Origin of the sequence: Paenibacillus sanfengchensis (genome assembly GCF_036864765.1) — a bacterium.
Lineage (GTDB): Bacteria > Bacillota > Bacilli > Paenibacillales > Paenibacillaceae > Fontibacillus > Fontibacillus sanfengchensis.
Window position 1 is genome coordinate 30,218 of the sequence record NZ_JBAGJC010000011.1, and the last position, 23,423, is coordinate 53,640.

General features: G+C 50.0%; 26 protein-coding genes and 1 tRNA gene. 25 read left to right on the forward strand and 2 right to left on the reverse strand.

The window, feature by feature from the left end:
• The first annotated feature begins 1 nt into the window (after position 1).
• The 6 genes from rsmG to V4U84_RS20145 all read left to right on the forward strand — a co-directional run bounded on the left by rsmG (position 2) and on the right by V4U84_RS20145 (position 5,451).
• Positions 2–724 carry a 16S rRNA (guanine(527)-N(7))-methyltransferase RsmG gene (gene rsmG, locus V4U84_RS20120; RefSeq protein WP_334077833.1) on the forward strand — a complete coding sequence of 241 codons (723 nt, stop codon included), beginning with the start codon at positions 2–4 and terminating at the stop codon, positions 722–724.
• Between the two features lie 334 nt (positions 725–1,058).
• Entirely contained in the window at positions 1,059–1,877 is an 819-nt protein-coding gene (gene noc / locus V4U84_RS20125; RefSeq protein WP_334072698.1) for a nucleoid occlusion protein, read from the forward strand.
• A 186-nt stretch (positions 1,878–2,063) separates the two neighbouring features.
• Positions 2,064–2,825, forward strand: coding sequence for a ParA family protein (locus V4U84_RS20130; protein ID WP_334072697.1), 762 nt, complete (start codon positions 2,064–2,066; stop codon positions 2,823–2,825).
• Entirely contained in the window at positions 2,818–3,660 is an 843-nt protein-coding gene (locus V4U84_RS20135) for a ParB/RepB/Spo0J family partition protein (protein ID WP_334072696.1), read from the forward strand. The genes V4U84_RS20130 and V4U84_RS20135 overlap by 8 nt, the downstream gene beginning before the upstream one ends.
• Positions 3,661–3,775: 115 nt before the next feature.
• Entirely contained in the window at positions 3,776–4,933 is a 1,158-nt protein-coding gene (locus tag V4U84_RS20140) for an aminotransferase class V-fold PLP-dependent enzyme (protein WP_334077834.1), read from the forward strand.
• 17 nt (positions 4,934–4,950) lie between these two features.
• Complete coding sequence (locus V4U84_RS20145; RefSeq protein ID WP_334072694.1) at positions 4,951–5,451, forward strand: DUF4446 family protein; 501 nt, start codon at positions 4,951–4,953, stop codon at positions 5,449–5,451.
• On the opposite strand, the gene yyaC is transcribed toward V4U84_RS20145, so the two are convergent.
• Complete coding sequence (gene yyaC, locus V4U84_RS20150) at positions 5,423–6,040, reverse strand: spore protease YyaC (RefSeq protein ID WP_334072743.1); 618 nt, start codon at positions 6,038–6,040, stop codon at positions 5,423–5,425. The genes V4U84_RS20145 and yyaC overlap by 29 nt on opposite strands.
• A 153-nt stretch (positions 6,041–6,193) precedes the next feature.
• Between yyaC and V4U84_RS20155 the strand changes: the two genes are divergently transcribed.
• The 4 genes from V4U84_RS20155 (at position 6,194) to V4U84_RS20170 (ending at position 7,822) form a co-directional block, all read left to right on the forward strand.
• Positions 6,194–6,475 (forward strand): putative Se/S carrier protein, encoded by a 282-nt coding sequence (locus V4U84_RS20155; protein ID WP_334072693.1) that lies wholly within the window; start codon positions 6,194–6,196, stop codon positions 6,473–6,475.
• Complete coding sequence (locus tag V4U84_RS20160; RefSeq protein ID WP_334072692.1) at positions 6,472–7,377, forward strand: mechanosensitive ion channel family protein; 906 nt, start codon at positions 6,472–6,474, stop codon at positions 7,375–7,377. The genes V4U84_RS20155 and V4U84_RS20160 overlap by 4 nt, the downstream gene beginning before the upstream one ends.
• 45 nt (positions 7,378–7,422) lie before the next feature.
• Entirely contained in the window at positions 7,423–7,653 is a 231-nt protein-coding gene (locus V4U84_RS20165) for a DUF951 domain-containing protein (protein WP_334072691.1), read from the forward strand.
• A 78-nt stretch (positions 7,654–7,731) separates the two neighbouring features.
• Positions 7,732–7,822 (forward strand) — tRNA-Ser (locus V4U84_RS20170).
• Positions 7,823–8,371: 549 nt separating this feature from the next.
• Here V4U84_RS20170 and V4U84_RS20175 read toward each other — a convergent pair.
• The gene (locus V4U84_RS20175; RefSeq protein ID WP_213506404.1) at positions 8,372–8,569 is read right to left on the reverse strand and encodes a YjzC family protein; all 198 of its coding nucleotides are present in this window, start codon (positions 8,567–8,569) and stop codon (positions 8,372–8,374) included.
• 242 nt (positions 8,570–8,811) lie between these two features.
• Between V4U84_RS20175 and rpsF the strand changes: the two genes are divergently transcribed.
• The 15 genes from rpsF to dnaB all read left to right on the forward strand — a co-directional run bounded on the left by rpsF (position 8,812) and on the right by dnaB (position 23,361).
• Positions 8,812–9,096 carry a 30S ribosomal protein S6 gene (gene rpsF, locus V4U84_RS20180; protein ID WP_148454100.1) on the forward strand — a complete coding sequence of 95 codons (285 nt, stop codon included), beginning with the start codon at positions 8,812–8,814 and terminating at the stop codon, positions 9,094–9,096.
• 42 nt (positions 9,097–9,138) lie between these two features.
• On the forward strand, positions 9,139–9,624 hold the full coding sequence (gene ssb, locus V4U84_RS20185) for a single-stranded DNA-binding protein (RefSeq protein ID WP_334072690.1): 486 nt from the start codon (positions 9,139–9,141) through the stop codon (positions 9,622–9,624).
• A gap of 21 nt (positions 9,625–9,645) precedes the next feature.
• Positions 9,646–9,915 carry a 30S ribosomal protein S18 gene (rpsR, locus tag V4U84_RS20190; protein WP_082207605.1) on the forward strand — a complete coding sequence of 90 codons (270 nt, stop codon included), beginning with the start codon at positions 9,646–9,648 and terminating at the stop codon, positions 9,913–9,915.
• 537 nt (positions 9,916–10,452) lie between these two features.
• Positions 10,453–12,210, forward strand: coding sequence for an ABC transporter substrate-binding protein (locus V4U84_RS20195; protein ID WP_334077835.1), 1,758 nt, complete (start codon positions 10,453–10,455; stop codon positions 12,208–12,210).
• Between the two features lie 69 nt (positions 12,211–12,279).
• The gene (locus V4U84_RS20200) at positions 12,280–13,242 is read left to right on the forward strand and encodes an ABC transporter permease (protein WP_334072688.1); all 963 of its coding nucleotides are present in this window, start codon (positions 12,280–12,282) and stop codon (positions 13,240–13,242) included.
• Between the two features lie 11 nt (positions 13,243–13,253).
• Positions 13,254–14,177, forward strand: coding sequence for an oligopeptide ABC transporter permease (gene opp4C, locus V4U84_RS20205; protein ID WP_334072687.1), 924 nt, complete (start codon positions 13,254–13,256; stop codon positions 14,175–14,177).
• A gap of 30 nt (positions 14,178–14,207) precedes the next feature.
• A complete protein-coding gene (locus V4U84_RS20210) occupies positions 14,208–15,197 on the forward strand; it encodes an ABC transporter ATP-binding protein (protein WP_334072686.1) in 990 nt (329 codons plus the stop codon).
• Positions 15,194–16,159: an ABC transporter ATP-binding protein gene (locus tag V4U84_RS20215; protein WP_334072685.1), complete on the forward strand. Its 966-nt coding sequence runs from the start codon at positions 15,194–15,196 to the stop codon at positions 16,157–16,159. Before V4U84_RS20210 ends, V4U84_RS20215 begins: the two co-directional genes overlap by 4 nt.
• 321 nt (positions 16,160–16,480) lie before the next feature.
• Positions 16,481–17,599, forward strand: a complete 1,119-nt coding sequence (locus V4U84_RS20220; protein ID WP_334077836.1) for an LCP family protein — start codon at positions 16,481–16,483, stop codon at positions 17,597–17,599.
• A gap of 163 nt (positions 17,600–17,762) precedes the next feature.
• Positions 17,763–18,191 (forward strand): CBS domain-containing protein, encoded by a 429-nt coding sequence (locus tag V4U84_RS20225; protein WP_334072683.1) that lies wholly within the window; start codon positions 17,763–17,765, stop codon positions 18,189–18,191.
• A 119-nt stretch (positions 18,192–18,310) separates the two neighbouring features.
• A complete protein-coding gene (locus V4U84_RS20230) occupies positions 18,311–18,613 on the forward strand; it encodes a MazG-like family protein (RefSeq protein ID WP_334072682.1) in 303 nt (100 codons plus the stop codon).
• 6 nt (positions 18,614–18,619) lie between these two features.
• The gene (locus V4U84_RS20235; protein ID WP_334072681.1) at positions 18,620–19,540 is read left to right on the forward strand and encodes a DUF2232 domain-containing protein; all 921 of its coding nucleotides are present in this window, start codon (positions 18,620–18,622) and stop codon (positions 19,538–19,540) included.
• Between the two features lie 11 nt (positions 19,541–19,551).
• A complete protein-coding gene (locus tag V4U84_RS20240; protein ID WP_334077837.1) occupies positions 19,552–21,558 on the forward strand; it encodes a DHH family phosphoesterase in 2,007 nt (668 codons plus the stop codon).
• On the forward strand, positions 21,555–21,998 hold the full coding sequence (gene rplI / locus V4U84_RS20245; RefSeq protein ID WP_334077838.1) for a 50S ribosomal protein L9: 444 nt from the start codon (positions 21,555–21,557) through the stop codon (positions 21,996–21,998). The genes V4U84_RS20240 and rplI overlap by 4 nt, the downstream gene beginning before the upstream one ends.
• 1 nt (position 21,999) lies before the next feature.
• A complete protein-coding gene (dnaB, locus tag V4U84_RS20250) occupies positions 22,000–23,361 on the forward strand; it encodes a replicative DNA helicase (RefSeq protein WP_334072678.1) in 1,362 nt (453 codons plus the stop codon).
• Positions 23,362–23,423: the final 62 nt, after the last annotated feature.

Here is a 23,423-nt window from a genome sequence, read left to right on the forward strand (position 1 = left end):
ATTGGATACGGTACAATCCCAATTTCATTCGCTGCTGCTGGAGCATAAGATCGAGTTGTCTTCCCGGCAGTTGGAACAATTCGAAACTTACTTTCAAGAACTGGTATCATGGAATGAAAAAATGAACCTTACCGGGATCACGGAGCGGGACCAGGTTTATATCAAGCATTTCTATGATTCCATTGCGCTTTCTTTTTATATCCCGATGGATGAGGTGCAAACTCTGGCCGATATTGGTTCCGGAGCAGGTTTTCCCGGAATCCCTTTAAAGATCTGTTTTCCTCATCTTAAGCTTACTATAGTGGATTCCTTGAATAAGCGAATTCATTTTTTGCAGAACGTAGTGGATAAGCTCGGTCTGTCCCAAGTGGATCTCCTTCACGGACGTGCGGAGGATTTGGGGCGAAAGGAAGGACTCCGGGACTCTTTTGATTTGGTGACCGCTCGGGCGGTAGCTCGAATGGCAGTGCTCAATGAGTTTTGCTTGCCTTTCGTTAAGCCTGGAGGCAGATTCGCGGCAATGAAGGGAAGCGATCCTGACGAAGAAGTTCGGGAGGCAAAACGCAGCTTGAGTGAGCTTAAAGGAAAGCTTGATTCAAGTCATCACTTTGAACTACCCATGGAAAATTCCGATCGGCACATTATCATCGTCAACAAAGCGGCACCTACGCCGAAGAAATACCCGCGTAAAGCGGGAACTCCATTAAAGCAGCCCATTTTATAAGGCGATAAACATGCATGCTCCTAACTTGTTGTTTCACGTGGAACAATTTGTTAGGGGCATTTTTTTCACGTTACTTCTCCTAAAAATCATTAAATAAGAGAATAGGATTATAGAGAAAAAAGTGGTAGAATAGATATATCACGAATCATTGTCGGGGCATCTGCTTCAATGATGGGTTATCCTTATATTCCTTTACTCTGAAGCTTCGGACTTCAGGGGAGGGTTAATACATAAGGATCTACACCTTTATAAGACAGTACATCGCATGTTCGAATGAAAATGTGCTGCTAAGGTGTGCCTTATGTCACTATGAAATTAGGTGGTAATCTGCGGAATGAAAGAACAATTTTCTAAATTGTTTGGTTTAACCGAACGAACGAACGGTGATGAAGTTAAGCAAATTCCGGTGGGGAACATTGTCGGAAGCCCGTATCAGCCCCGGACCATTTTTGATGATGAGAAGATCGATGAATTGTGTCAGACGATTCGGACGCATGGTGTGATCCAGCCGATTGTAGTGCGTTATCGGAATGACAAATACGAGATTATCGCCGGTGAAAGACGTTGGCGCGCGGTTAAAAAATTGGGATTAGAAACCATTCCGGCTATTATACGGGATTTTAACGACTCCCAAGCGGCATCCATTGCTTTAATCGAAAATTTGCAGCGCGAAGGCTTGACTGCTATTGAAGAAGCGCTCGCGTATCAAAATCTCATCGACTTGCATCAATTAACACAAGAGAGTTTGGCACAAAGATTGGGTAAGAGCCAATCCACCATTGCGAATAAAATACGGCTTCTGCAATTACCCGAAGGCGTTAAAGTTGCGCTTATGGAACGAAAAATTACGGAGCGGCATGCCAGAGCTTTGCTTTCCTTGGATTCGGAAGAACTGCAGTTGAAAGTGTTGGATGAAGTTATTGCCAAAGAATTAAATGTAAAGCAAACGGAAGCGCGAATTGCTTTCTATAAGGAAGTGGCTAAGAACAAGAAGGCTTCCAGACGTATCTCCTTCACCAAGGATGTCAGACTGGCTTTGAATACGATTCGCCAATCGATTGATATGGTGTCTGGCTCGGGTTTAGCGATCAAAACGGCAGAAAAGGATCATGAAGATCATTATGAAATTGTAATACAAATTCCAAAGAGATAGCAGACATGCTACTGACCGGAACCGAAAGGTCTGAGGTCAGTTTCTTTTTGGAAAATGGAACAATCTTTCTTGTTAAGTCAGAAAGGGTACTCGCCAGGAGCGCTGTGGTCTTTTTGTAGCAACAACTTAGTCACTGCACATATTAAACTACAAAGAGATTCTTCTATTATATTGAGGTGAAATGGATTGTCTAAAATAATTGCCATAGCTAACCAAAAAGGGGGCGTCGGCAAAACGACGACCTCTGTTAATTTGGGCGCGGGACTCGCATCAATCGGTAAAAAAGTGCTCCTCATCGATATAGATCCACAAGGGAATACAACGAGTGGAGTCGGAGTTAATAAAGCGGACGTGGCCAATTGTATTTATGATGTACTTATTAATGAAGTAAATCCGCAAGAAGCTATTTTGCCTACGGAAATTGAAGGATTGCACATTATCCCGGCCACTATTCAGTTGGCGGGGGCTGAAATAGAGTTAGTTCCAACGATTTCGCGGGAAGTTCGATTGAAGAAATCACTTCAACAGGTCAAGCATCTTTACGATTATATTCTCATTGATTGCCCACCTTCGTTGGGGATTCTTACCATTAATTCTCTAACTGCCGCGGATTCGGTTTTGATCCCGATTCAATGCGAGTATTACGCGCTGGAAGGGCTGAGCCAGTTATTAAATACTGTGCGGCTTGTTCAAAAGCATCTGAATACTTCTTTGCAGATTGAAGGAGTTCTGTTGACCATGTTCGACGCCCGGACCAATTTGGGGATCCAGGTGATTGAGGAAGTCAAAAAGTACTTCCAGCAAAAAGTTTACAAAACGGTCATTCCAAGAAATGTACGGCTTAGTGAAGCGCCTTCTCACGGTCAGTCCATTATTACCTACGATCCCAGGTCAAAAGGCGCCGAGGTGTATTTAGAGTTGGCAAAGGAAGTGGTCTCCTATGAGTAAACGCTTAGGGAAGGGACTCGATGCATTAATTCCGTCACTTTCCGTTCAGGAAGATGACAAGGTTATAGAAATACCTTTAACTCAGTTACGTGCTAATCCCTATCAGCCGAGAAAAACATTTGATGAAGAGGCTATCAGGGAACTAGCGGAATCCATCCGTCAACACGGCGTCATCCAACCGATTATTGTTCGAAGCGTTCTTAAAGGTTATGAGATTATTGCCGGGGAACGGCGGTTCCGTGCTTCACAGTTTTGCGGGAACACGACAATTCCGGCGGTCGTGCGTACTTTTTCCGATCAGCAGGTAATGGAGATTGCTTTAATCGAAAACCTGCAGCGCGAAAACCTGAATGCAATGGAAGTGGCTGTTGCGTACCAGGGTTTAATGGATCAGTTCCAATTGACTCAAGAAGAGCTTTCCCTAAAAGTAGGTAAATCTCGATCGCATATTGCTAATTTCTTAAGGTTATTGTCATTACCGGAAGAAGTGAAGGAATATGTTTCACGTGGAACATTGTCTATGGGGCATGCACGCGCATTAGTTGGATTAAAAGATCCTGGTAAGATTAAACAGTTGGCCAAGCAGTGTATCGATCATGAATGGAGTGTTCGGGAGCTAGAGGATGCTGTTCAACAGCTGGATCGAAATAAGCAGGAAAAACAAAAACCGGCAAGTAAGAAGCGGGATCCTTATATTGACGAAGTCGAAGAGAGTTTGCGTGACCGGTATAAAACAACCGTTAAAATCAAATCGTCCAATAAGGAAAAGGGAAAGATAGAGATAAATTTTTACAGCAAGGAAGATTTGCAACGACTGCTCGATATGCTGAATTAAACAAATGACATACTCAATGTTCCTCGGGGATGAACGGCCCTTTTAAACAGGAACTTGGGTATGTCATTGCATTCTTATCGTGTTCCTGAAACGACGGTTGGGGAGGAGGGACCATGTGAAGCAGCCCTTGATATACTTGGATCATGCCGCCACTTCATGGCCAAAACCTGCAAGTGTAGGGGAAGCTATGTTGGAAATACTAAATGGACCATCGGCGAACTCCGGACGAGGAAACTATGGAATGGCTTTGCAGGCTGGGCGGACTCTGTTTCAAACCCGCTTGAAATTGGCCAAGCTGTTCCATGTTGAGAACCCGAACAATCTTGTTTTTACCTCCAACACCACGGAGGCTTTGAATCTGGCAATAAAAGGGATTCTGCAGCCGGGAGATCATGTCATTGCAACCATGGTGGAGCATAACTCGGTACGAAGGCCGTTGGAATATCTAAAACGAACCCGTAATGTTTCGGTTGATTATATTGCCGTAAGTCCTGAAGGAAAACTTGATCTGGATCAGTTGGAAAAAGCTTTTCGTCCCAAAACTAAGCTGGTTGTATGTTCTCATAGTTCAAATTTACTTGGATGTATTCTTCCAATTCGGGAAATAGGTAAAATAACTCACAAGCATGAAGCTTTATTAGCTGTGGATGCGGCGCAAACCGTGGGGGGATATCCGATCAACGTGCAAACTATGGGAATCGACTTGTTGGCTTTTCCGGGTCATAAGGGATTGTTGGGGCCGCAAGGAACCGGGGGGTTATACATTCATCCGGATGTAGATTTGGAGCCCATCCTGCATGGGGGGACGGGGAGTCAATCTGAAGCGTTGGAGATGCCGACGGTTCGCCCGGATCGTTATGAAGCGGGTACTCAAAATGCCGTAGGAATTGCCGGCTTAGGTGCTGGAGTGAACTATGTTATGGAGTATGGTGTTGAAGCCATCTATGAGCATGAATGGAAACTGGCTCAGCAGCTCATATCCGCTTTGCAAACGATCGAGGGCGTTTCGGTATTGGGACCGGGGCCTGGAAAGCCGAGAACCGGGATAGTCTCGTTTACGATGGAAGGACGGGATGCTTCGGAAATCGCCTTCCAGCTGGATCGGAAATACGGGATCGCCGTAAGAGCCGGCTACCACTGTAGCCCTTTAGGGCATATGACGGCAGGGACAACGCAAGGAGGAGCCGTAAGGGCGAGTTTCGGACTCACCACGACGTCCGAGGAAGTTCACAAACTAATACTAGCGGTACAGACTATCGCAAAGGATACTTAAACATAGGGGAGAAGAACATGCAGGAGTGGAGTAAACTTTTCTCGGATCAGCTGGCATGGATCGTCACCGGGGTAGCCATTATTTTATTCTGGCTGCTGATATGGAATTTTGTCCAAGGCGCCAAGCTGCGAAAAATGCGACGAAAATACGAGCAGATGATGCAGGGAACAGGGATAGAAGATCTCGAGAGTTTATTGATCGATCTGAAAAACCAGCAAGGCATTATAGAGGATGTGCAAGCGGAACAACGACAACAGTTGGAAAAAATAAGCAACCTGCTCCCCAAGCAAAAAGCAAAGATTGGACTCAAACGCTATAATGCTTTTGGAGAGCGCGGAAATGAACTAAGCTTTTCCGTGGCTTTTGTGGACGATCAAAAGAATGGAATTGTCATTACCGGGTTGTACAGCCGGGATGGGTCTTATGTCTATGCCAAGCCGCTGACGGGAGGGGAATCCCAGCATGCTTTGTCCCCGGAGGAAATCGAGGCTATTGCTCTCGCCGGGCTAGGGGAATAAAGCCCCGGTTCCATTCTTTGATGGCGGTGGAGACGCTGCTGGAAATAATCTCCGACAAGCGCATGACCAGACTGAGACGTGTGTTTTGCAATACAAAATACTCCATAAAGCCGCCGACATTGACGATGCCCGTGACATGGATATCGCCGACCGGCGGCAATTCTTTATTTACACCGGCTCCGGGGCGAAGCGGTCCCTGAACGACCTGGATGGAGCCTACGCTCGATGTTTGACCAAGACAGGCATCAATCCCTATAATGAAAGGGTCCATGAACGTTTGATTAATGGTTTCCAACGTATCCTTTAGATTCATGGCATGAACGGGTTCATCCAAGGTGCCGTATAGATAAAAGTGATTACGGTGATTCAGCTTGGAAAGAGCCGTTCCGACAAGCGGGCCGAGACAATCGCCGGTGGAACGATCCGTGCCGATACATACAATGATCAGATCTTGTCCTGGCGAGATTTTGGCAAAGTGCAAGAGCAACCGATGAATGATAGCGGAATGAATACCGGGATCGGTGTGAGGGATTTTCAAGTAGGGGATATCTTGCTCCGGCCCTGGCACATTAGGCTGAATTTGCGACATGGAATCTTCCTTTCCTTCGTCTAGGATTGCATTTCGGGTCATTGGCTACGCTTTCGGATATTAGTAGATAGTATATGGAAATTTATGAAATTCTATACTCCAACTAAAGTCATAGGCGCAAATACGGCAAAGTTCCCGCCAGGGGATGAAGAAATGGGGGAAAGATCCTTGGACAATTGGCTTGTTATGTCCTTTGATTCCACGCAGCAAGCCTTACGGGCGGAGATGTTACTGGAATATGCGGAGATCGAGATAGATTTGTGCCCTACACCCAAGGAGATTACCGCGGGCTGTGCGCTGTCTATTCAATTTCCGCCGGAATGCTTGGAGCGGGTTAAAGAAATTGTCCTAGGTGAGGCGGTGGAGATTCGCGGGATCTTCTCACGGGTAAACGCGGAGTACAAGGTGATCGACCTGGAGGAGGAGACAAAATGAGGGGATGGGCGCTCAAAGAGCAAATTGGCGATATTACGAAATCGGCGGCAGCCTGGAATGAAAGGTTCTGGAACTGGCTGACGGACATGAATATGTGGGAGAAGGTTCTGTTTGCCGGGTTGAGGATTGTGTTAATCTTTCTATTAACCCGCCTCTTCATGAAGATCATCTATCGGGTTATAGACCGCTCGCTGGAGCGTAGAGAGAAGGGGCGGCTGAATGTTAATCCCCGGAGGTTCGTCACGGTGGGTGAGTTGCTGAAAAACGTGACTTGGATCACGAGCAATTTCATTATGATTATGCTGATTTTGGGTGAAATTGGGATTCAACTGGCTCCCTTGGTGGCAGGTGCGGGCGTAGTGGGGCTGGCGATCGGCTTTGGTGCACAAAGCCTGGTCAAGGATGTGATCACCGGCTTTTTCATTATTCTGGAGGACCAATTTGCCGTGGGGGATGTGATTCAAACCGGCAATTTGAAGGGAACGGTCGAGGTGATCGGCCTGCGTTCTACCCGACTTGTGAGTTGGACCGGAGAGGTACATATCATCCCGAATGGGATGATCACCAATGTCACAAACTTTTCCATCGGCACGGCCTTGGCGGTGGTGGATCTTCCGTTCAGCAATGCACGCAAACTGGAGGACACTTTGGAACTGCTGAAGAAGGCGATGCTTGAGCTGTCCGAAACGACCCCGGAGCTTGCCCAGATCCCCAGCGTGATGGGGGTACAGTCGCTCACGGCCAATGAGTACGTCATTCGGATTGCGGTGGAATGTCAACCCGGGATTCGGGCGGAGATGGAGCGGAAAATCCAGCTGTATGCCAAAGAAGCGCTGGAAGAGGAAGAGGCCCTGCGACTGGCGCAGGAATCAAGGCACGGGCAAGAACAGCAGCCGGGTTAAGTTTGGAGGCGAAACGGGAAGAATGAAGGAAGGGAGGAGAGCGAGATGGAGAGAAAGACATTTCAGTTGGGCGATATCGTCCTTATGAAAAAAAATCATCCCTGCGGAAGCAATGAAATGGAGATCATCCGGATGGGAATGGATATACGGATCAAATGTGTCGGGTGCAAACACAGTGTGCTCGTCCCCCGGGCCAAATTTGAAAAGAACATGCGTAAAGTTTTACGATCAGCCGCAAGGGAAGAAGGGACTTCCGAAGGTCCGGAAGAGGTTTAACATGGCCATGGGAAATTAATTTTCGGCAAGCAGTTGCAAATCATCAACATTCATGGTATAATAAATCTTGCTTGCTGTGGAGAGGTACCCAAGAGGCCCAAGGGGGTTGACTCGAAATCAACTAGGCGTCGCAAGGCGTGCGTGGGTTCGAATCCCACCCTCTCCGCCATATTTTTCATAAATAATAAACTCGAACCTTCTACATTTTGGACGTAGGAGGTTTTTATTTATTAATTATGAATCTATGATCGCCAGGGGCGGAAAGGGCGTGTAAGATGGGTCATAAAGAAGTATATGATGCTTTGGACACTCAGTGGTTTGCTGCCAACGAGAAGGTGGCCATTTGTATTTATACATATAATTATGAAGGGATTGGCGGTTAATTCATGAACATCTAAGCCGTAACCCTACTTGAAACAGCAGAAGGGACCCGAAAGGGTCCCTTCTCTGGTTGACGGCGTGCTTATTGGAATTCTTCTCTCACAACCCAAGAAACGGTCGATCCTGCGCGTATGCAGCCCGGACTAAAGAAGAGGGGTCTTCACTAACCCGGGATCTAGGCTTCTACAATGAAGTGAATAAGACTCCTGAAAAATGTTGCTCGCGGATACCTCCAACGGAACCACACCTCTCTTTGCATCACCGTCTGAGTGTATTATGTGCAGCGATCCGGGTTCTATACACACCGATGTTGAAAAAAGATGCCTACGACAAAACCCTAGTGGACACGGGCCTTCTCGGCTTTTTTCCACTTGCGGTTCTTGTTTGTCGTGTCCGGAAACGTTTCGCCGCGCTCCATGGTGATCCGCTTCGGATCATTAATTTGGGTATGGAAGCTGCGCGCCTCGCCGACCTCCACATAAACTCCAGGATTCGGCGCCTTGTCGCCCGGTTCAAATTCCGTACGTTCGCCCATAACGAAGTCTCCTTTCTTTGGAAGAAGTGGAATGATGCAAAGGAAGTGCATCGGATCTAGTCTGTGTAGATCGGAGGCCTTTCATGTAGCCGGTATGGTGGGGACGGTTGTCGTCGAAAAAGAAGGAGCTGACTTGCGAATCTACGGGGAGTTTGCTATACTATTAGGGTTCGAGTTAAGACTCGTTCCTTGCTCCCAAGAGAAACAGGTTGGGGGCCATAGTCCACAAGGAGGTGAACCAGATGCGCAAATATGAAGTGATGTACATTATTCGTCCTGACGTTGAACAAGAAGCTGTTCAAGCTACAGTCGAAAAATTCCAAGGCATCATCCAAAACGGCGGAGAAATTACGAAGCATGATGTAATGGGCAAACGCCGGCTTGCGTATGAGATTAACAAGATCCGTGACGGAATTTACGTGCTCGTAAATTTCACAGCTACTCCAGAGGTAGTTGCTGAGCTTGAGCGGATTCTGAAGATTTCCGACGAGGTTATCCGTTATCTCATTACTAAAGACGTTGCCTAATTGCAAGTTTCGTATTGAACAAGCCCGAAGGAGGGGATTGGATTGTTGAACCGTGTCATTCTGATCGGACGTCTTACCCGGGATCCGGAGCTGCGCTATACGCCATCGGGTGTGGCGGTCACCCAGTTCACGATTGCCGTGGACAGACCATTTACATCGCAGGGCGGAGAGCGCGAAGCCGATTTCATTCCAGTCGTAACCTGGAGACAGCTGGCCGAAACCTGTGCCAATTACTTGCGTAAAGGCCGGTTGACCGCTGTGGAAGGACGCATCCAAGTGCGGAATTACGAGAATAACGAAGGTAAACGTGTTTACGTCACCGAAGTCATTGCCGATAATGTCCGTTTCTTGGAGTCGAACCGCGAAGGCGGGGCGGGCGGCGGAGGACAGCGTGAGGAATCTCCATTCGGAGGCGGCGGCGGTGGCAACACCGGGCGCAGCAGCAATTTCTCGCGGGACAATCAGAAAGATCCTTTCTCCGATGACGGGAAACCGATCGATATTTCGGATGACGATTTGCCATTTTAATTACGGAAAGGACTGAAAAGCATGAGCTTCAAGCAAAGAGAAGGCGGAGACGACAAGAGACCGGCTCGCCGCGGCGGCCGCAACAAACGTCGTAAAGTGTGCTACTTCACTGTGAACAAAATTACGCACATTGACTATAAAGATACTGAGCTGCTGAAGAAATTCATCAGTGAGCGCGGTAAAATTTTGCCTCGCCGTGTAACGGGTACGAGCGCAAAATACCAACGTCTGCTGACAGTAGCGATCAAACGCTCCCGTCAAATCGCATTGCTTCCGTACACTACGGAGTAATCGACAAGACGCCAAGAACAACCGGTTCCTTCGGGAATCGGTTGTTTTTTTATGCTCGCATATTTGGAAATTGGGAAACAAAGAAACTAAAAAATTCGACAGATTTCTTGATTAGGAGAGGACGATTTGAATAGAAATATGTTATAAAAAGTAAACTGATGTCGAATAAAGATGACTTATTGTGTTATAATTAATTACATTTTAATGCTTTTTGGTATGCTATAAGGTAAAATCTATCTCGTTATATTGTAAAGTTTAACTAAAAAAATACTTGACGTTAGAAATATTCACATGTATTATGATCAATAATTCAAATACAGTTCTTCCTCTTTCTTCTAAAGGACCTGTTTACACTTTAATTAACCGCAGGTTTATACCACGCCATTACGTCATCTCTTTTACATATATCTAAAATCAATTGTCTTCCTTGAACAATCATAATGAAGATCCCATGAAAGGCGTTTACCATTCTAAAATTCTATCAGTAATATTTTTCACAAACTATAGATGAAATTATTCATGAGGAGGAGTAAACGTATGAGAAAAACATGGTGGGGGTCATTGGTTCTATTGCTGGTATTTTCGCTCGTACTCGGGGCTTGCAGCGGTGGTGGGGGAAGCAACACCGCAACGACGACGCCGGGCAACGAGGAAGCGAACAAAACGGAGACCAAAGGTGAGAGCGCGACTCCCCCTGCGGAATCCGCTCCGGAAGGCGTGATTGAAGCGGCCGATATGTCGTTGAATCCCCCGGCGGCTGTCAATCGCACGGATACCTTAATTGTAGGGATGACCGATCCCAAAGGGGTGTTCAACCCGCTGTTCCGAGAAACCACTTATGATGCTTACGTCTGCTACGTGCTTTTCGATTCCTTTATAGAAGTGGCTGCGGACGGGACGTATGCGAACAGTTTGGCGGAGAAAGTCGACGTATCGGAAGACGGCCTGAAGTATACGTATCATCTGAAGCCTGGCGTAACCTTTTCCGATGGCAAGCCGATGACCGTTAAGGACTACTATTTTACGCTCAAAATGCTACTTGACGCGAGTTATGATGGTCAATTGGACCCGATGAGCTACAACATTGTCGGTGCCAAGGAGTACCACGAGGGGAAGGCCAAGGAAATTTCGGGCGTAAAAATTATTGACGATCACACCGTAGAAGTTTCCATTACGGAGTTCTCCGCACTGACGCCAGTGGAGCTTGGGAACATTTCCATTCTGCCGGAACACTATTATGGCCCCAGCTATACGCAAGGGAAACTCGACGGCGTAAAGGCGCTGAACGCCAAGCCGCTCGGAAGCGGACAATACAAACTGACCAAGTACAGCCCGGGTCAGGAGGTCGCTTTTGAGGCTAACGAGAATTATTTCCGCGGGGCTCCAAAGGTCAAAAATGTGATTTTCAAAACGACGACGGAAACAACGAACCTGCCGATGCTGCAGCAGGGCGAAACCGATATGGATGAAGGGGTCAGCGTAACGGAAGACAATGTCGAGGCTCTGAAAGAAATGGGCTTTGTCGACATCAACCTTCTTCCGAACAATGGTTACGGATATATCGCTTTTAATCACAAATTGAAGAAGTTCCAAGACGTGAAGGTTCGCCAGGCTCTGGTGTACGGCTTAAATCGCAAAGAAATCGTAGCGGGGATTTACGGCCCGTATGCCGATGTAATCAATATTCCGGAGTCGACGGTATCTTGGGCGTATACGAACGAAAATATCGAGACCTATGATTTCGATTTGGAGAAGGCCAAAAAGATGCTGGACGAGGCCGGGTGGAAGGTAGGCAGCGACGGATTGCGCGAAAAAGACGGCGAGAAATTCAAGATCAATTTCTCGGCAACGGCGGATAACCCTGTGGTAGACGCCTTGCTGCCGATCATGACACAAAACTACAAAGAGCTGGGCATCGAAATTGTCGCGGAAACGTTGGATTTCAACGCCATCATGGATAAGGCCAACACCGGTGATTTTGATATGTTCTTTGCCGCCTGGTCGTTGACGCCGGACCCGGACAATACGGTATACATTACGAACGGGGCACAGAACGACTTTGGTTACTCCAACGCCAAAGTGGATGAACTGATGGCCAAAGGCAAGAAGACCCTCGATATTGAAGAACGCAAGAAAATCTATAAAGAAATGTATCAAGAAATGAATAAAGATGTACCGGCTATCCTGCTTTATCAAAGAAAGAATATGCTGGCGGTCAACGGACGCGTCGAAGGTTTCGACTTCTCCCCGTATAAATACTTCTCATATAGCCTGTACCAAGTGCAAATGCAGTAAACCAACAAGCGAATGTACCCGGGAATTTATCCCGGGTACACTCGCACTTTTTATCCAGGGGGAACAGGAATGAAAACGTATATTGTCCGAAGACTCTTGCAAATGATTCCCACGCTGATCGGCATTTCGATTATCATTTACGCGATTTCCGCCATGATTCCCGGAGATTACATAACAGCACTGAACAACCCCAATATGACGCAAGAGCGGGCGGATGAATTAAGAGCCATTTATGGTTTGGATCAACCCGAATATCTGCGGTACTTCACTTGGGTCAAAAATATGATAACCGGCAATATGGGGGAATCCTTTCAGCATAAAAAGCCCGTAATGGAAGTTGTGAATGATTACGTTTGGAACTCCTTTATCATCGCAATAGCTACCCTCGTCTTGAGTTGGACCATCGCCGTGTTTACGGGGATATTTTCAGCAAGATTTCAATATTCTTTCTTTGACAAAATTATTACGCTTATCGTCTTTATATGCATGTCATTGCCGTCGTTTTTTATCGGTCTCCTATTAATTCGGATATTTGCGCTAATACTCGGTTGGTTCCCTGTCGGCGGGATGGTTACGGCCGGATCGAAAGCGATCGGCTGGGACTACATTAAGGATGTGCTGCACCACAGTTTCTTACCGATCCTGGTCCTTACGATGCTCAGCACCGGCAGCCTGACCCGGTATTTCCGCACCAGCATGCTTGAAGTTATCCGCCAGGATTATATCCGGACAGCGCGCGCCAAAGGGTTGAAGGAAAGAACGGTTATTTTCAAACACGCCCTACGCAATGCCATGATTCCGGCGATCACGTTACTTGGCTTCGAACTGCCCGCCTTATTTGGCGGTGCGATGATTATGGAGCAGATCTTCGTATGGCCCGGCATCGGTCATATCTATCTAAATGCCATCAATATGCGGGACTATCCGTTTATGCTAGGGTTCACGATGCTCTTATCCGTGCTAACCTTATTGGGAAATCTGCTCTCGGACGTGCTGTACGGTATAGCTGATCCGCGAATTCGCTTGAAGTAGGAGGAGAAGGTATGGCCACAGAAATAGCCGCAATGAAGAAAAATACGGTTGGCCCGGCCATGACATCGGAATCGCCTTGGCGAATGGCGGTACGGCGCTTTAACCGGAATAAGCTGGCGCTTTTCGGGCTGGTGATCTTGCTGTTGATGTTTCTGATCTGCTTTGTGGGCCCTTTTTTTTCACCATATAGCCTGTATCAATATTCGTTGGCTGACAAAAATATGGCCCCTTCGCCCAGTCATTGGTTCGGCACCGACAAATTGGGCCGGGATATTTTGCTCCGCGTGATGCTGGCCGGCCGAATTTCCCTTCTGGTGGGACTGGTCGCCACCATTATTACGGTTGTTATCGGGGGAACGCTGGGGGCGTTGGCGGGCTTTTACCGTAAACGCGTCGACAGTATCATTATGAGAATAGCCGACATCTTTATGTCTTTGCCAACCCTGCCGATTTTGATTATTTTGGGGGCGGTGATGTCGGACTTAAAGGTCGATCCGAAATTGCGTATTTATTACTTAATGTTCATCATTGGGGCGCTAAGCTGGACGACGTTGGCCCGGCTCGTCAGGGGGCAGATTCTCACTCTTCGGGAACAGGAATTCATGCTGGCGACCGAGGCGCTTGGGCTAAAGGACCGCCGGAAAATATTCCGCCACCTGCTGCCGAATACGATACCGATTATTATCGTAACGGCGACGCTGAGTGTGGCGAGTGCTATTTTGTATGAATCGTCGATGAGCTTTTTGGGGCTTGGTGTTGTGCCGCCAACCCCGTCCTGGGGCAACTTGATTTCGGACGCCAACAACCTGATTGATTTCCGGAAGCGGCCGTGGCTTTGGATCCCTCCGGGGATGTGCATCCTGATTACGACCGTGGCGATTAACCTTATCGGAGATGGACTGCGCGACGCCCTGGATCCCAAAATGAAGAGATGACGTTCTTAACCCATAGAAGGAGATGCGATTATGGCTAAAGATCTTGTGCAATTCCGCAATCTGGAGACCCATTTTCATACTTCGGCCGGCGTTGTCAAAGCCGTCGATAAAATCAGTTTTTCAATCCGCGAGGGGGAAACGGTAGGAGTTGTAGGAGAATCCGGCTGTGGCAAGAGCGTGACGGCCATGTCGCTAATGCGATTGGTGGAGGGGCCGCACGGTGTGATCGCTGGCGGGGAGATCCTGTATCAGGATCAAGACTTGCTTAAGTTAAGCAAGCGGGAAATGGCCCGAATCCGTGGGAAAGATATATCGATCATATTTCAGGAGCCGATGACCTCGCTGAATCCGGTACTGACGATAGGCGATCAAATTACCGAGCCGCTGATGATGCACCTGTTGTTAAGCCGCAAAGAAGCGAAGCAGCGGGCGATCGAGTTGATTGAACTGGTTGGGATTCCGCGGGCCGAACAAATCTTTGACGCCTACCCTCATGAGCTAAGCGGGGGCATGCGCCAGCGCATTATGATTGCCATCGCGTTGAGCTGTAATCCGAAACTGCTGATTGCCGATGAACCCACGACGGCATTGGATGTAACGATTCAGGCTCAGATTCTTGACCTAATGCGGGAAATCAAACAGAAGTTAGGAACGGCTATCATGCTGATTACGCATGATCTTGGGGTTGTCGCGGAAATGGCCGATTACGTCATCGTGATGTATGCCGGCAAAATCATTGAAGAAGCGCCGGTGCTGGAGCTGTTTCAAAATCCGAAGCACCCTTACACCAAGGGGCTTCTTAAAGCGAAGCCCGTTCTCGGGCAGTCTCAGGAACGATTATATTCCATTCCCGGCCAGGTGCCCAATCCCATAGAACTCGAAGATAATTGTCATTTCCATGACCGCTGCGAATTCTGTATGGATATATGCAGACAGCAGCCACCGCCGTTTCGCGAGCATGGTGAAAAGTTACATAAAACCGCTTGTTGGCTGTATGAGGAAGTGGGGGTAACACGATGAGCGCATTAATAGAAGTGGAGCGGTTAAAGAAGTATTTTCCCATTACCGGCGGGGTTTTTCAACGTACCGTCGGCTATGTTAAGGCGGTAGACGACGTATCGTTTCATATCGAGCGGGGAGAGTCGTTCGGTCTCGTAGGGGAGTCGGGATGCGGCAAAAGCACGATTGGCCGGACGCTGCTGCGGCTCAACGATAAGACGAGCGGGAGAGTGGTCTATCAGGGGAAGGAACTCTACGAATTGTCCAAAGAGGAGCTCCGACGATTGCGGCCGAAGCTGCAAATCGTCTTTCAGGACCCGTTCAGTTCGCTCAACCCGCGGATCAAAGTCGGCGACGCGATCGGAGAGGCCTTGTTGGATCACGGGCTGACCGATCGGAAGGAAGTGAAAAAAAGAGTGCTGGAGACCATGGAAATTTGCGGACTGGCCAGCTACCATTATGATCGTTATCCGCATGAGTTTTCCGGCGGACAACGGCAGCGCATCGGCATCGCCCGCGCATTGATCATGGATCCGGACTTTATTGTGGCCGACGAACCCGTATCAGCGCTCGACGTTTCGATCCAGGCCCAAATTATCAATTTGTTAAGCGACTTAAGGAAGGAGAAACAAATTACCTATCTTTTTATCTCGCACGATCTCAGTGTCGTGGAACATTTATGTAACCGGGTTGGCGTGATGTATCTGGGTTCCATGGTGGAACTGGCCAGTAAGGAGGAATTGTTCCGAAATCCGCTTCATCCTTATACGAAAGCGTTGATGTCGGCTATTCCGGTTCCCGATCCTACCTTGAAAAGGGAGCGCATCGTTCTCCAGGGCGATATCCCAAGCCCGGCTAATCCGCCTTCCGGCTGCAAGTTTCATACGCGGTGCCCCATCGCTAAGGATATTTGCAAACAACAAGTCCCCGAGTACCGGGATGCGGGGAATCATCATTTTGTTTCATGCCATTTTGCTATATAAGATTACTTCATATAGTAACTCAAATTAGGGGCAGGTTGCCTGCTCCTTCCCTATACGCCAAATCAAGCAGATAAAGGCTCGCCCCCGATAAGGAGGCTGGGCCTTTTTTAGCGGAAAAAATGGATAAGTGGATATCTCGGGAATAGCGAGTCAAAATTTCGCCATATATAACGGACTTACCACCCCGCATCATATCGCAAGTATGGGTAACATTGTTGTGCCGAAAAACGTCTATATGGTATAGTACGAAACGGTAGAGTAAATATCGAGATTAAGATTTTGTACGATATAGGAAATAATTGATTCTATTGGAGGCATATGATGAAACGAAAAGATAAGAAGGTAAAAGAAAAAAAGGTAAAAGGAAAAGGGAGACTGGGAAGGAAGCAGAAATGGCTTATTGCACTGGCCGTTGTGGTCATCCTCGGGGCGGGAGCCTATACCTTCCGGAAGCCGCTGGCTGTCATGGCTTTCGATCTGTTTCTCTCCGGTCAGGTGGAGGAGAAGCTGGAGAGATCTTACGCTCCGTTGGAAGGTGAACAGCCAAAACCCGTCGTGAAGGAAGAGAAGATGAAGCCGTTCAACGCTTTGCTGCTCGGTGTGGACCAGCGGGCCAATGAGCCGGCTAGGTCGGATACGATGATCTACGCCGTAGTGCGTCCCGAAGAATCCCGGGTTCTGCTGGTATCGATTCCGCGGGATACTTACACGGAGATCGTCGGCAAGGACCGGGAGGATAAGATCAATCACGCATACGCGTACGGTGGCGAGAAAATGGCCAAAGATACCGTGGAACATTTCCTGGGCAATCCTATCGATTATTATGCGGCCATTAACTTTGAAGGACTGCGCCAGGTCGTAGACGAATTGGGCGGGGTCGAGCTGCCGATCACCAAGGACATCGTCAATAAGCAGAAGGATCATGAGAAATTCACCATAAAAGCCAACAAGCCTTTATATAACGGGCAGGAAGCTCTTAATTTCGTCCGTTACCGTGAGGACAGCGATTTTAACCGGACCAGAAGGCACCAAGTATTTCTGAATGCTATCGCGGACCGCGTGCTGAAGCTGAATCAGGTATCGAAGATTCCGGATCTGCTGGATCTGCTGGGCGAGAATTTTAAAACCGATATGATGCCGAGCCAAATTATCGATTTGTCGAAAAAGGTTTTGTTGGGCAACACACCTTCCATTCAAGGTTTTACGATCATGGGGGAAGGCTTCCGAAAGAACGGCGTATACTATGATGCGGTAGATGAAGAGGATCTGGAGTTTGCAAAAGAGATGATCAAGAACTGGAACGATCCCGACACGACACCGGAGCAGCTGATTATGCCGGACGCCCGGGAAAAGGCCAAGGATGCGGATGCTGAAGAAACGCAAACGTCCAGCGGGAAAAGCTCGGAAAGTGGAAACAAGAACAAGAAAACGAACCCATAACCTTATCAATTAGCGATAGCAATCATACATCACATGAATGATTCGGCAGTCCGGTTTCCGGCTGCCGATTTCTCAACCTTTCCTGGAACATACGACAGCCTGATCCGTAAAAATAAAGGTGTGCCGAAGGAAAGGTTATTATTTTGAGGAGGATACGATTGAAATGAATATCGCGTTTTTTTTACTTCCAAAGAATGATGTCGTTAGCGTTACGCTGGACTCCACCTTGCGGCAGACATTGGAACGGATGGAATTCCACCGGTATACGGCCGTGCCGATTCTGGGGCGGGATGGGCAATATGTCGGTACGGTGACGGAGGGCGATCTGCTTTGGTATATGAAAAATTCGGATGGCAAGGTTAATTTTGAGACCGCTTCAAAATTTCATTTGCGGGACGTTCCCCTCAAGATGGATATCCGACCGGTATCGATCAATGCCGATATGGAAGACTTGATTAACCTGGCCAAGGTACAGAACTTTGTGCCGGTGGTCGACGATATGGGCCGATTTATCGGGATCGTCCGCCGGAGTCAGATTATTGAATATTGCGAGAAATTTGTGACGCGCAACGAGTCGGTGCCCAAGCCTTAAACCGGCAAACGAAAGCCGGTTGCTAAAACTTGCTTGTGTCCGTTTGCGTCCCTTACCGCGCTTGCTTTATGCTATAATGAAGAATAAAACTTTTTCGGGGAGGGTGGAAGCTGTCGGCCATGCAAAGGGAGATGGATGTAGCAAAGCGCGCCAAAGTGATTGAATGGCTGAAAACCGAGGTAGTCGATCACGTATCCCGTTTATTCAAAGCATTGTGGGAAGGCAGCACGACACGGATAACGGACAGTCTCGCCAGTCTGATTGTCAGCGGTTATATATTGGGACGCAGACTGGGGGTTTCCTATCGGGACCTGGATGAAGCCATCTTGGATAAGTTGAGAAAACACAAACAGGAGGGGCACCAACTCGAGGATTGGTATCAGGATATATCTACATTGGAAGAACATATGCGTAAGAGGTGAACCCATTTGAAGCTGCGCTGGACATCCGTGGCCTGGAGCGTCGTATATCTGCTGCTCCTGTTGTCACTGGCTACTCCGCTTACCGTCGTCACGGCCTTCTTTCTGATTGTGCCGGGCGTTCTGCTGTATACAACCTTATCGTTCAAAGCGTTCGCGCTGCATGTCATTCCGGTTTTGCTCATATGTACTCTTATCTTTGGACCGTTCATGCTATTGCAGGCGATCTATTTTATCGTCCCGGCTATGGTGATGGGACATTTGTATAAGGCAAAGGCCTCGGCGGTCAGGACGATCCTGTCGGGAGCCGGAACGATTATGGTTCTGTTTTTGCTGGTGCTGCTCATCAGCACCGTGTTCTTTAACTTCAACTTGGCCGCGTCCATTGAGGATATGATCAATACGGTAATGGCCCCGCTGCAAAATATGGCGGACAGCCCGCTTTATACCGGCGCAGTCTGGTCCCCGGAACTAAGCATGCAGCTGTCAAATTTAACGGTACGGCTGATTCCTTTTACGATGATCGTTTGTTCCCTGATCATTACGACGATCGCCCACGCCGTGGTTCGCCCGACCTTAGGCAGCATGGGACATGTCGTACCGAAATTGCCGCCGATTCGCGACTGGCGTTTGCCCCGTTCGCTAATTTGGTATTATTTCGCCGCATTGCTGTTGCAAATGTTTGGCGGTGAGAGCGTGACCCAGGGCTTTTTGGGTACGATTCTCTTGAATTTGACGCCGCTTCTGCAGTTTTTGTTCATGATCCAATCCGCAAGTCTTTTCTTCTTTGCGGCATACCACCGAAAGTGGAATCCGGCGATTCCGGTCCTTCTGGTGGTGGCGATGGTATTTTTTCCGCCGCTGCGCATTGTCGGGATTCTGGACATCGCTTTCCCGCTGCGTGAGATGCTTACAAGACCAAGACGATAGGGTGAGAAGGCATGCCTAGTTTACTGCAAAAGCGTTGGCACGGTTATCAAACCGTGTGGATGTTCATGCTCCAACTGCTGCTTGTCATATTCATCTCCTACTACAACTGGATACTCGGTCTGGTCAGCTTGTGTCTGGTAGGGGTGCTCGCGTACCTGATGCTGCAAGCGGAAAGGCGCTTTCGCAAGGATCTCGTCAAGTACGTCACGGATTTGACGTACCGGATCAAGCGAGTGGAGGGGGAGGCGGTCGGCCGCCTGCCTTTCGGCATTATCTTGTACAGTGATGACCGGGTCATCGAATGGCACAATCGTTTTGTAGGCGGAATGTTCGGGCGGGAAAGCGTGGTGGGAGCACCCTTGACGGAACTGCTGCCGCCGCTGCCCCAGCCGCAGACAGCAAAGGAGAAGGAAAAGAAGGATCACAAGGATCATAAGGCCGGAAAAAACACGGTTGAGGTTGTGGCGGCCAATAACCGGCATTACGAATTGACGATCGACCACGATGAGCGGTTGATCTATGTCCACGACATGACGGAGCTGGCGATGCTGCGCGAACGCTACGAGAACGAGCGGGCCGCGTTGGGCATCGTGATGCTGGACAATCTGGACGAGGCCGCGCAGGGGATGGACGATCAGCAGCGCACCGCGCTGATCGCCCGGGTGGCGTCGGCGCTCACGGCGTGGGCGAAGCAGCACCGGATCTACCTGCGGCGCCTGTCCTCCGAGCGGTATCTGATGATGCTGAATCAGAGATCGCTGAACGAACTGGAGCAAAGCCGGTTCGTGATTTTGGACGAGGTCCGCGAAATGACCGCGGACCTGAAGGTGCCGATGACGCTGAGCATCGGCCTGGCTTTTGGCACCGAGCGCTTCAGCGAGCTGGGCGAACTCGCCCAGTCGAGTCTGGACATGGCGCTCGGGCGGGGGGGCGACCAGGCCGCGGTGAAGGCCGGTCAGCGGCTCTCGTTCTACGGCGGCAAGACCGGCGCCGTAGAGAAGCGGACGCGCGTCCGCGCCCGCGTCATCGCGCATGCGCTGCGCGATTTGATGCAGGAGAGCGACCGCGTCATCATCATGGGCCATCAGATGCCCGACCTTGACGTGATCGGCTCCTCCATCGGCGTAATGAAGGCGGCCGATATGTACAAGGTCGAGGCGCACATTGTGCTGGATGGCCCAAACCCCGGCATCGAGCGGCTTATGGAGCGCATCGATAAAGAGGAGGCGCTGGCGCGCCGGTTCATCTCGCCGGAGCAGGCGCTCGCCATGATGACCCCGCACACGCTGCTGGTCGTCGTCGATACGCACAAAGCGTCGATGACGATGGAGCCGCGGCTCGTGGAAGCCGCCCGGCGCGTCGTCGTGGTGGATCACCACCGCCGGGGCGAGGAGTTCATCAACGACGCCGTGCTCGTTTATCTGGAGCCCTACGCCTCCTCGGCCGGGGAGCTCGTGACCGAGCTGTTGCAGTACATCCACGAGAAGGTCGAGCTCAGTCCGCTGGAGGCGACGACCATTCTGGCGGGGATTACGGTGGACACCAAGCATTTCGCGCTGCACACCGGATCGCGGACGTTTGAAGCGGCGGCGTTTCTCCGCCGGATGGGCGCGGATACCGCGATGGTGCAGCGCCTGTTGAAGGAAGACTTGCAGGAATACATCGCCAAGGCCGATATCATCAAGCATGCCCGGATGATTCACGGGCACATCGCGCTGGCGGTGGCGGAGCCGGACCGCAAAATTCCGCAGCTGCTGATCGCCCAGGTGGCGGACACGCTGCTGAATATGACAAACGTGCTGGCCTCGTTCGTGATCAGCGAACGGCCGGACGGCCTGATCGGCATCAGCGCCCGCTCGCTCGGGACGATGAACGTGCAGGTTGTCATGGAGCGGCTTGGCGGCGGCGGGCATTTGACGAATGCCGCCACACAGTTGGAAGGCACCCAGGCGGAAGCGGAGAAACGGCTGCTCGCCGTCCTGGAGGAAATAGAGAAGGAAGAGGGGTTATTCGAATGAAGGTTATCTTTTTGAAGGATGTTAAGGGTCAAGGGAAAAAAGGGGAAATCAAGAATGTCTCGGAAGGCTATGCACAGAACTTCCTGATACCGCAAGGGCTGGTTCGTCCGGCAACCGAAGGCAACGTGAAAACGCTGGAGCATCAAACCGCGGCTGAATTGAAACGCAAAGAGAAGGAAAAGGAAGAAGCAATCGCGCTCGGTAAAAAGCTGGAGGAAATGACGGTGTCGCTGAAGGCCAAGGCCGGTGAAGGCGGCCGTCTGTTCGGCGCCATCACGAGCAAGCAGGTAGCCGAAGCGCTGGAGAAAGCCGGCGTCAAAATCGACAAGCGCAAAATTGAAATGCAGGAACCGATCCGTACGCTGGGCGTAACTCAGGTACCGGTGAAGCTTCATCCTGAAGTGAAGTCGACGTTCAAGGTTCAGGTTACGGAGGAGTAACATGAACGGCGAGCCATTTTTTGACCGGGTTCCCCCGCAAAACCTGGAGGCGGAGCAAGCGGTACTTGGAGCGATTCTGCTCCAGTCCGAGGCGCTGATTACGGCGATGGAGCGGGTGCGTACCGAGGATTTCTACGACAAGCCCCATCAGCTGATCTTTGAAGCGATGGTGCAGCTCGGCGAGGAAGGGCAGCCGATCGACCTGGTGACCCTGACGGCCCGGCTGCAGGACAAGGGCGAGCTGGAGGAAATCGGCGGCGTCAGCTACCTGGCGAAGCTGGCTCATGCCGTACCGACGGCGGCGAACGTCGATCATTACGCGCGGATCATCGAAGAGAAGTCGATGCTCCGCCGTTTGATCCGCACGGCGACGCAAATCGTCAGCGACGGTTATACCGGCGGCGAGGACGTCTCCGGCATGCTGAGCGACGCCGAGCGGCGCATTCTTGAAATTTCGAATCGGCGCTCCGGCAGCGGTTTTATCGCGATCCGTGACGTGGTCATGGAAGTGTTCGAACGCGTCGAGCAGCTGCACCAGAATCGCGGGAATACGACCGGAATTCCCTCCGGCTTCGTCGATCTGGACAGGATGACGGCCGGTTTTCAGCGGAACGACCTCATTATCGTGGCGGCCCGTCCATCCGTGGGGAAAACCGCTTTTGCGCTCAATATCGCTCAAAACGTGGCGGTGCGCGCCAAAGAAACCGTCGCGATCTTCAGTCTGGAAATGTCCGCCGCCCAGCTGGTACAACGGATGATCTGCGCCGAGGCCAATCTCGACGCCGGGATTATGCGGACGGGCGATTTCAAGAGCGACGAAGATTGGGCGAAGCTGACGATGGGCATTGCGGCTTTATCGGAAGCGGAGATCTATATCGACGATACGCCGGGCGTGACCGTGGCCGATATTCGGGCGAAATGCCGGCGGCTGAAGAAAGAGAGAGGGCTCGGGATGATTCTGATCGATTACCTGCAGCTCATTCACGGACGCGGCAAGCCGGGAGAAAACCGGCAGCAGGAGGTTTCGGAAATCTCCCGGACGCTGAAGCAGATTGCACGGGAGCTGGAAGTGCCTGTCATTGCGCTGTCTCAGCTCAGCCGGGGCGTCGAGCAGCGGCAGGACAAGCGGCCGATGATGTCGGACCTTCGGGAATCCGGCTCGATCGAGCAGGATGCCGACATCGTCGCGTTTCTGTACCGGGACGATTACTATAACCAGGAGACGGAGAAGAAGAATATCATCGAGATCATTATCGCGAAACAGCGGAATGGTCCGGTCGGCACCGTCGAACTGGTCTTCTTGAAAAACTTTAACAAGTTCGCCAATTACGAGCGGGCGCATGCCGATGCCTTTGCCGGCTAGGAATGGAATGGTGCTGACGCGGGCGGTCAAGGTGGCTCGTTACAGGCTTTGAAGTTGCTAGA

What these genes read in the sequence shown, in the direction of transcription:
- noc (WP_334072698.1), top strand. Translation starts at nt 1,059, where the DNA reads ATGAAAGAACAATTTTCTAAATTGTTTGGTTTAACCGAACGAACGAAC.
- V4U84_RS20135 (WP_334072696.1), top strand. Translation starts at nt 2,818, where the DNA reads ATGAGTAAACGCTTAGGGAAGGGACTCGATGCATTAATTCCGTCACTT.
- V4U84_RS20145 (WP_334072694.1), top strand. Translation starts at nt 4,951, where the DNA reads ATGCAGGAGTGGAGTAAACTTTTCTCGGATCAGCTGGCATGGATCGTC.
- yyaC (WP_334072743.1), bottom strand. Translation starts at nt 6,040, where the DNA reads ATGTCGCAAATTCAGCCTAATGTGCCAGGGCCGGAGCAAGATATCCCC.
- V4U84_RS20155 (WP_334072693.1), top strand. Translation starts at nt 6,194, where the DNA reads ATGGGGGAAAGATCCTTGGACAATTGGCTTGTTATGTCCTTTGATTCC.
- V4U84_RS20160 (WP_334072692.1), top strand. Translation starts at nt 6,472, where the DNA reads ATGAGGGGATGGGCGCTCAAAGAGCAAATTGGCGATATTACGAAATCG.
- V4U84_RS20165 (WP_334072691.1), top strand. Translation starts at nt 7,423, where the DNA reads ATGGAGAGAAAGACATTTCAGTTGGGCGATATCGTCCTTATGAAAAAA.
- V4U84_RS20175 (WP_213506404.1), bottom strand. Translation starts at nt 8,569, where the DNA reads ATGGGCGAACGTACGGAATTTGAACCGGGCGACAAGGCGCCGAATCCT.
- rpsF (WP_148454100.1), top strand. Translation starts at nt 8,812, where the DNA reads ATGCGCAAATATGAAGTGATGTACATTATTCGTCCTGACGTTGAACAA.
- rpsR (WP_082207605.1), top strand. Translation starts at nt 9,646, where the DNA reads ATGAGCTTCAAGCAAAGAGAAGGCGGAGACGACAAGAGACCGGCTCGC.
- V4U84_RS20195 (WP_334077835.1), top strand. Translation starts at nt 10,453, where the DNA reads ATGAGAAAAACATGGTGGGGGTCATTGGTTCTATTGCTGGTATTTTCG.
- V4U84_RS20200 (WP_334072688.1), top strand. Translation starts at nt 12,280, where the DNA reads ATGAAAACGTATATTGTCCGAAGACTCTTGCAAATGATTCCCACGCTG.
- opp4C (WP_334072687.1), top strand. Translation starts at nt 13,254, where the DNA reads ATGGCCACAGAAATAGCCGCAATGAAGAAAAATACGGTTGGCCCGGCC.
- V4U84_RS20210 (WP_334072686.1), top strand. Translation starts at nt 14,208, where the DNA reads ATGGCTAAAGATCTTGTGCAATTCCGCAATCTGGAGACCCATTTTCAT.
- V4U84_RS20215 (WP_334072685.1), top strand. Translation starts at nt 15,194, where the DNA reads ATGAGCGCATTAATAGAAGTGGAGCGGTTAAAGAAGTATTTTCCCATT.
- V4U84_RS20220 (WP_334077836.1), top strand. Translation starts at nt 16,481, where the DNA reads ATGAAACGAAAAGATAAGAAGGTAAAAGAAAAAAAGGTAAAAGGAAAA.
- V4U84_RS20225 (WP_334072683.1), top strand. Translation starts at nt 17,763, where the DNA reads ATGAATATCGCGTTTTTTTTACTTCCAAAGAATGATGTCGTTAGCGTT.
- V4U84_RS20230 (WP_334072682.1), top strand. Translation starts at nt 18,311, where the DNA reads ATGCAAAGGGAGATGGATGTAGCAAAGCGCGCCAAAGTGATTGAATGG.
- V4U84_RS20240 (WP_334077837.1), top strand. Translation starts at nt 19,552, where the DNA reads ATGCCTAGTTTACTGCAAAAGCGTTGGCACGGTTATCAAACCGTGTGG.
- rplI (WP_334077838.1), top strand. Translation starts at nt 21,555, where the DNA reads ATGAAGGTTATCTTTTTGAAGGATGTTAAGGGTCAAGGGAAAAAAGGG.
- dnaB (WP_334072678.1), top strand. Translation starts at nt 22,000, where the DNA reads ATGAACGGCGAGCCATTTTTTGACCGGGTTCCCCCGCAAAACCTGGAG.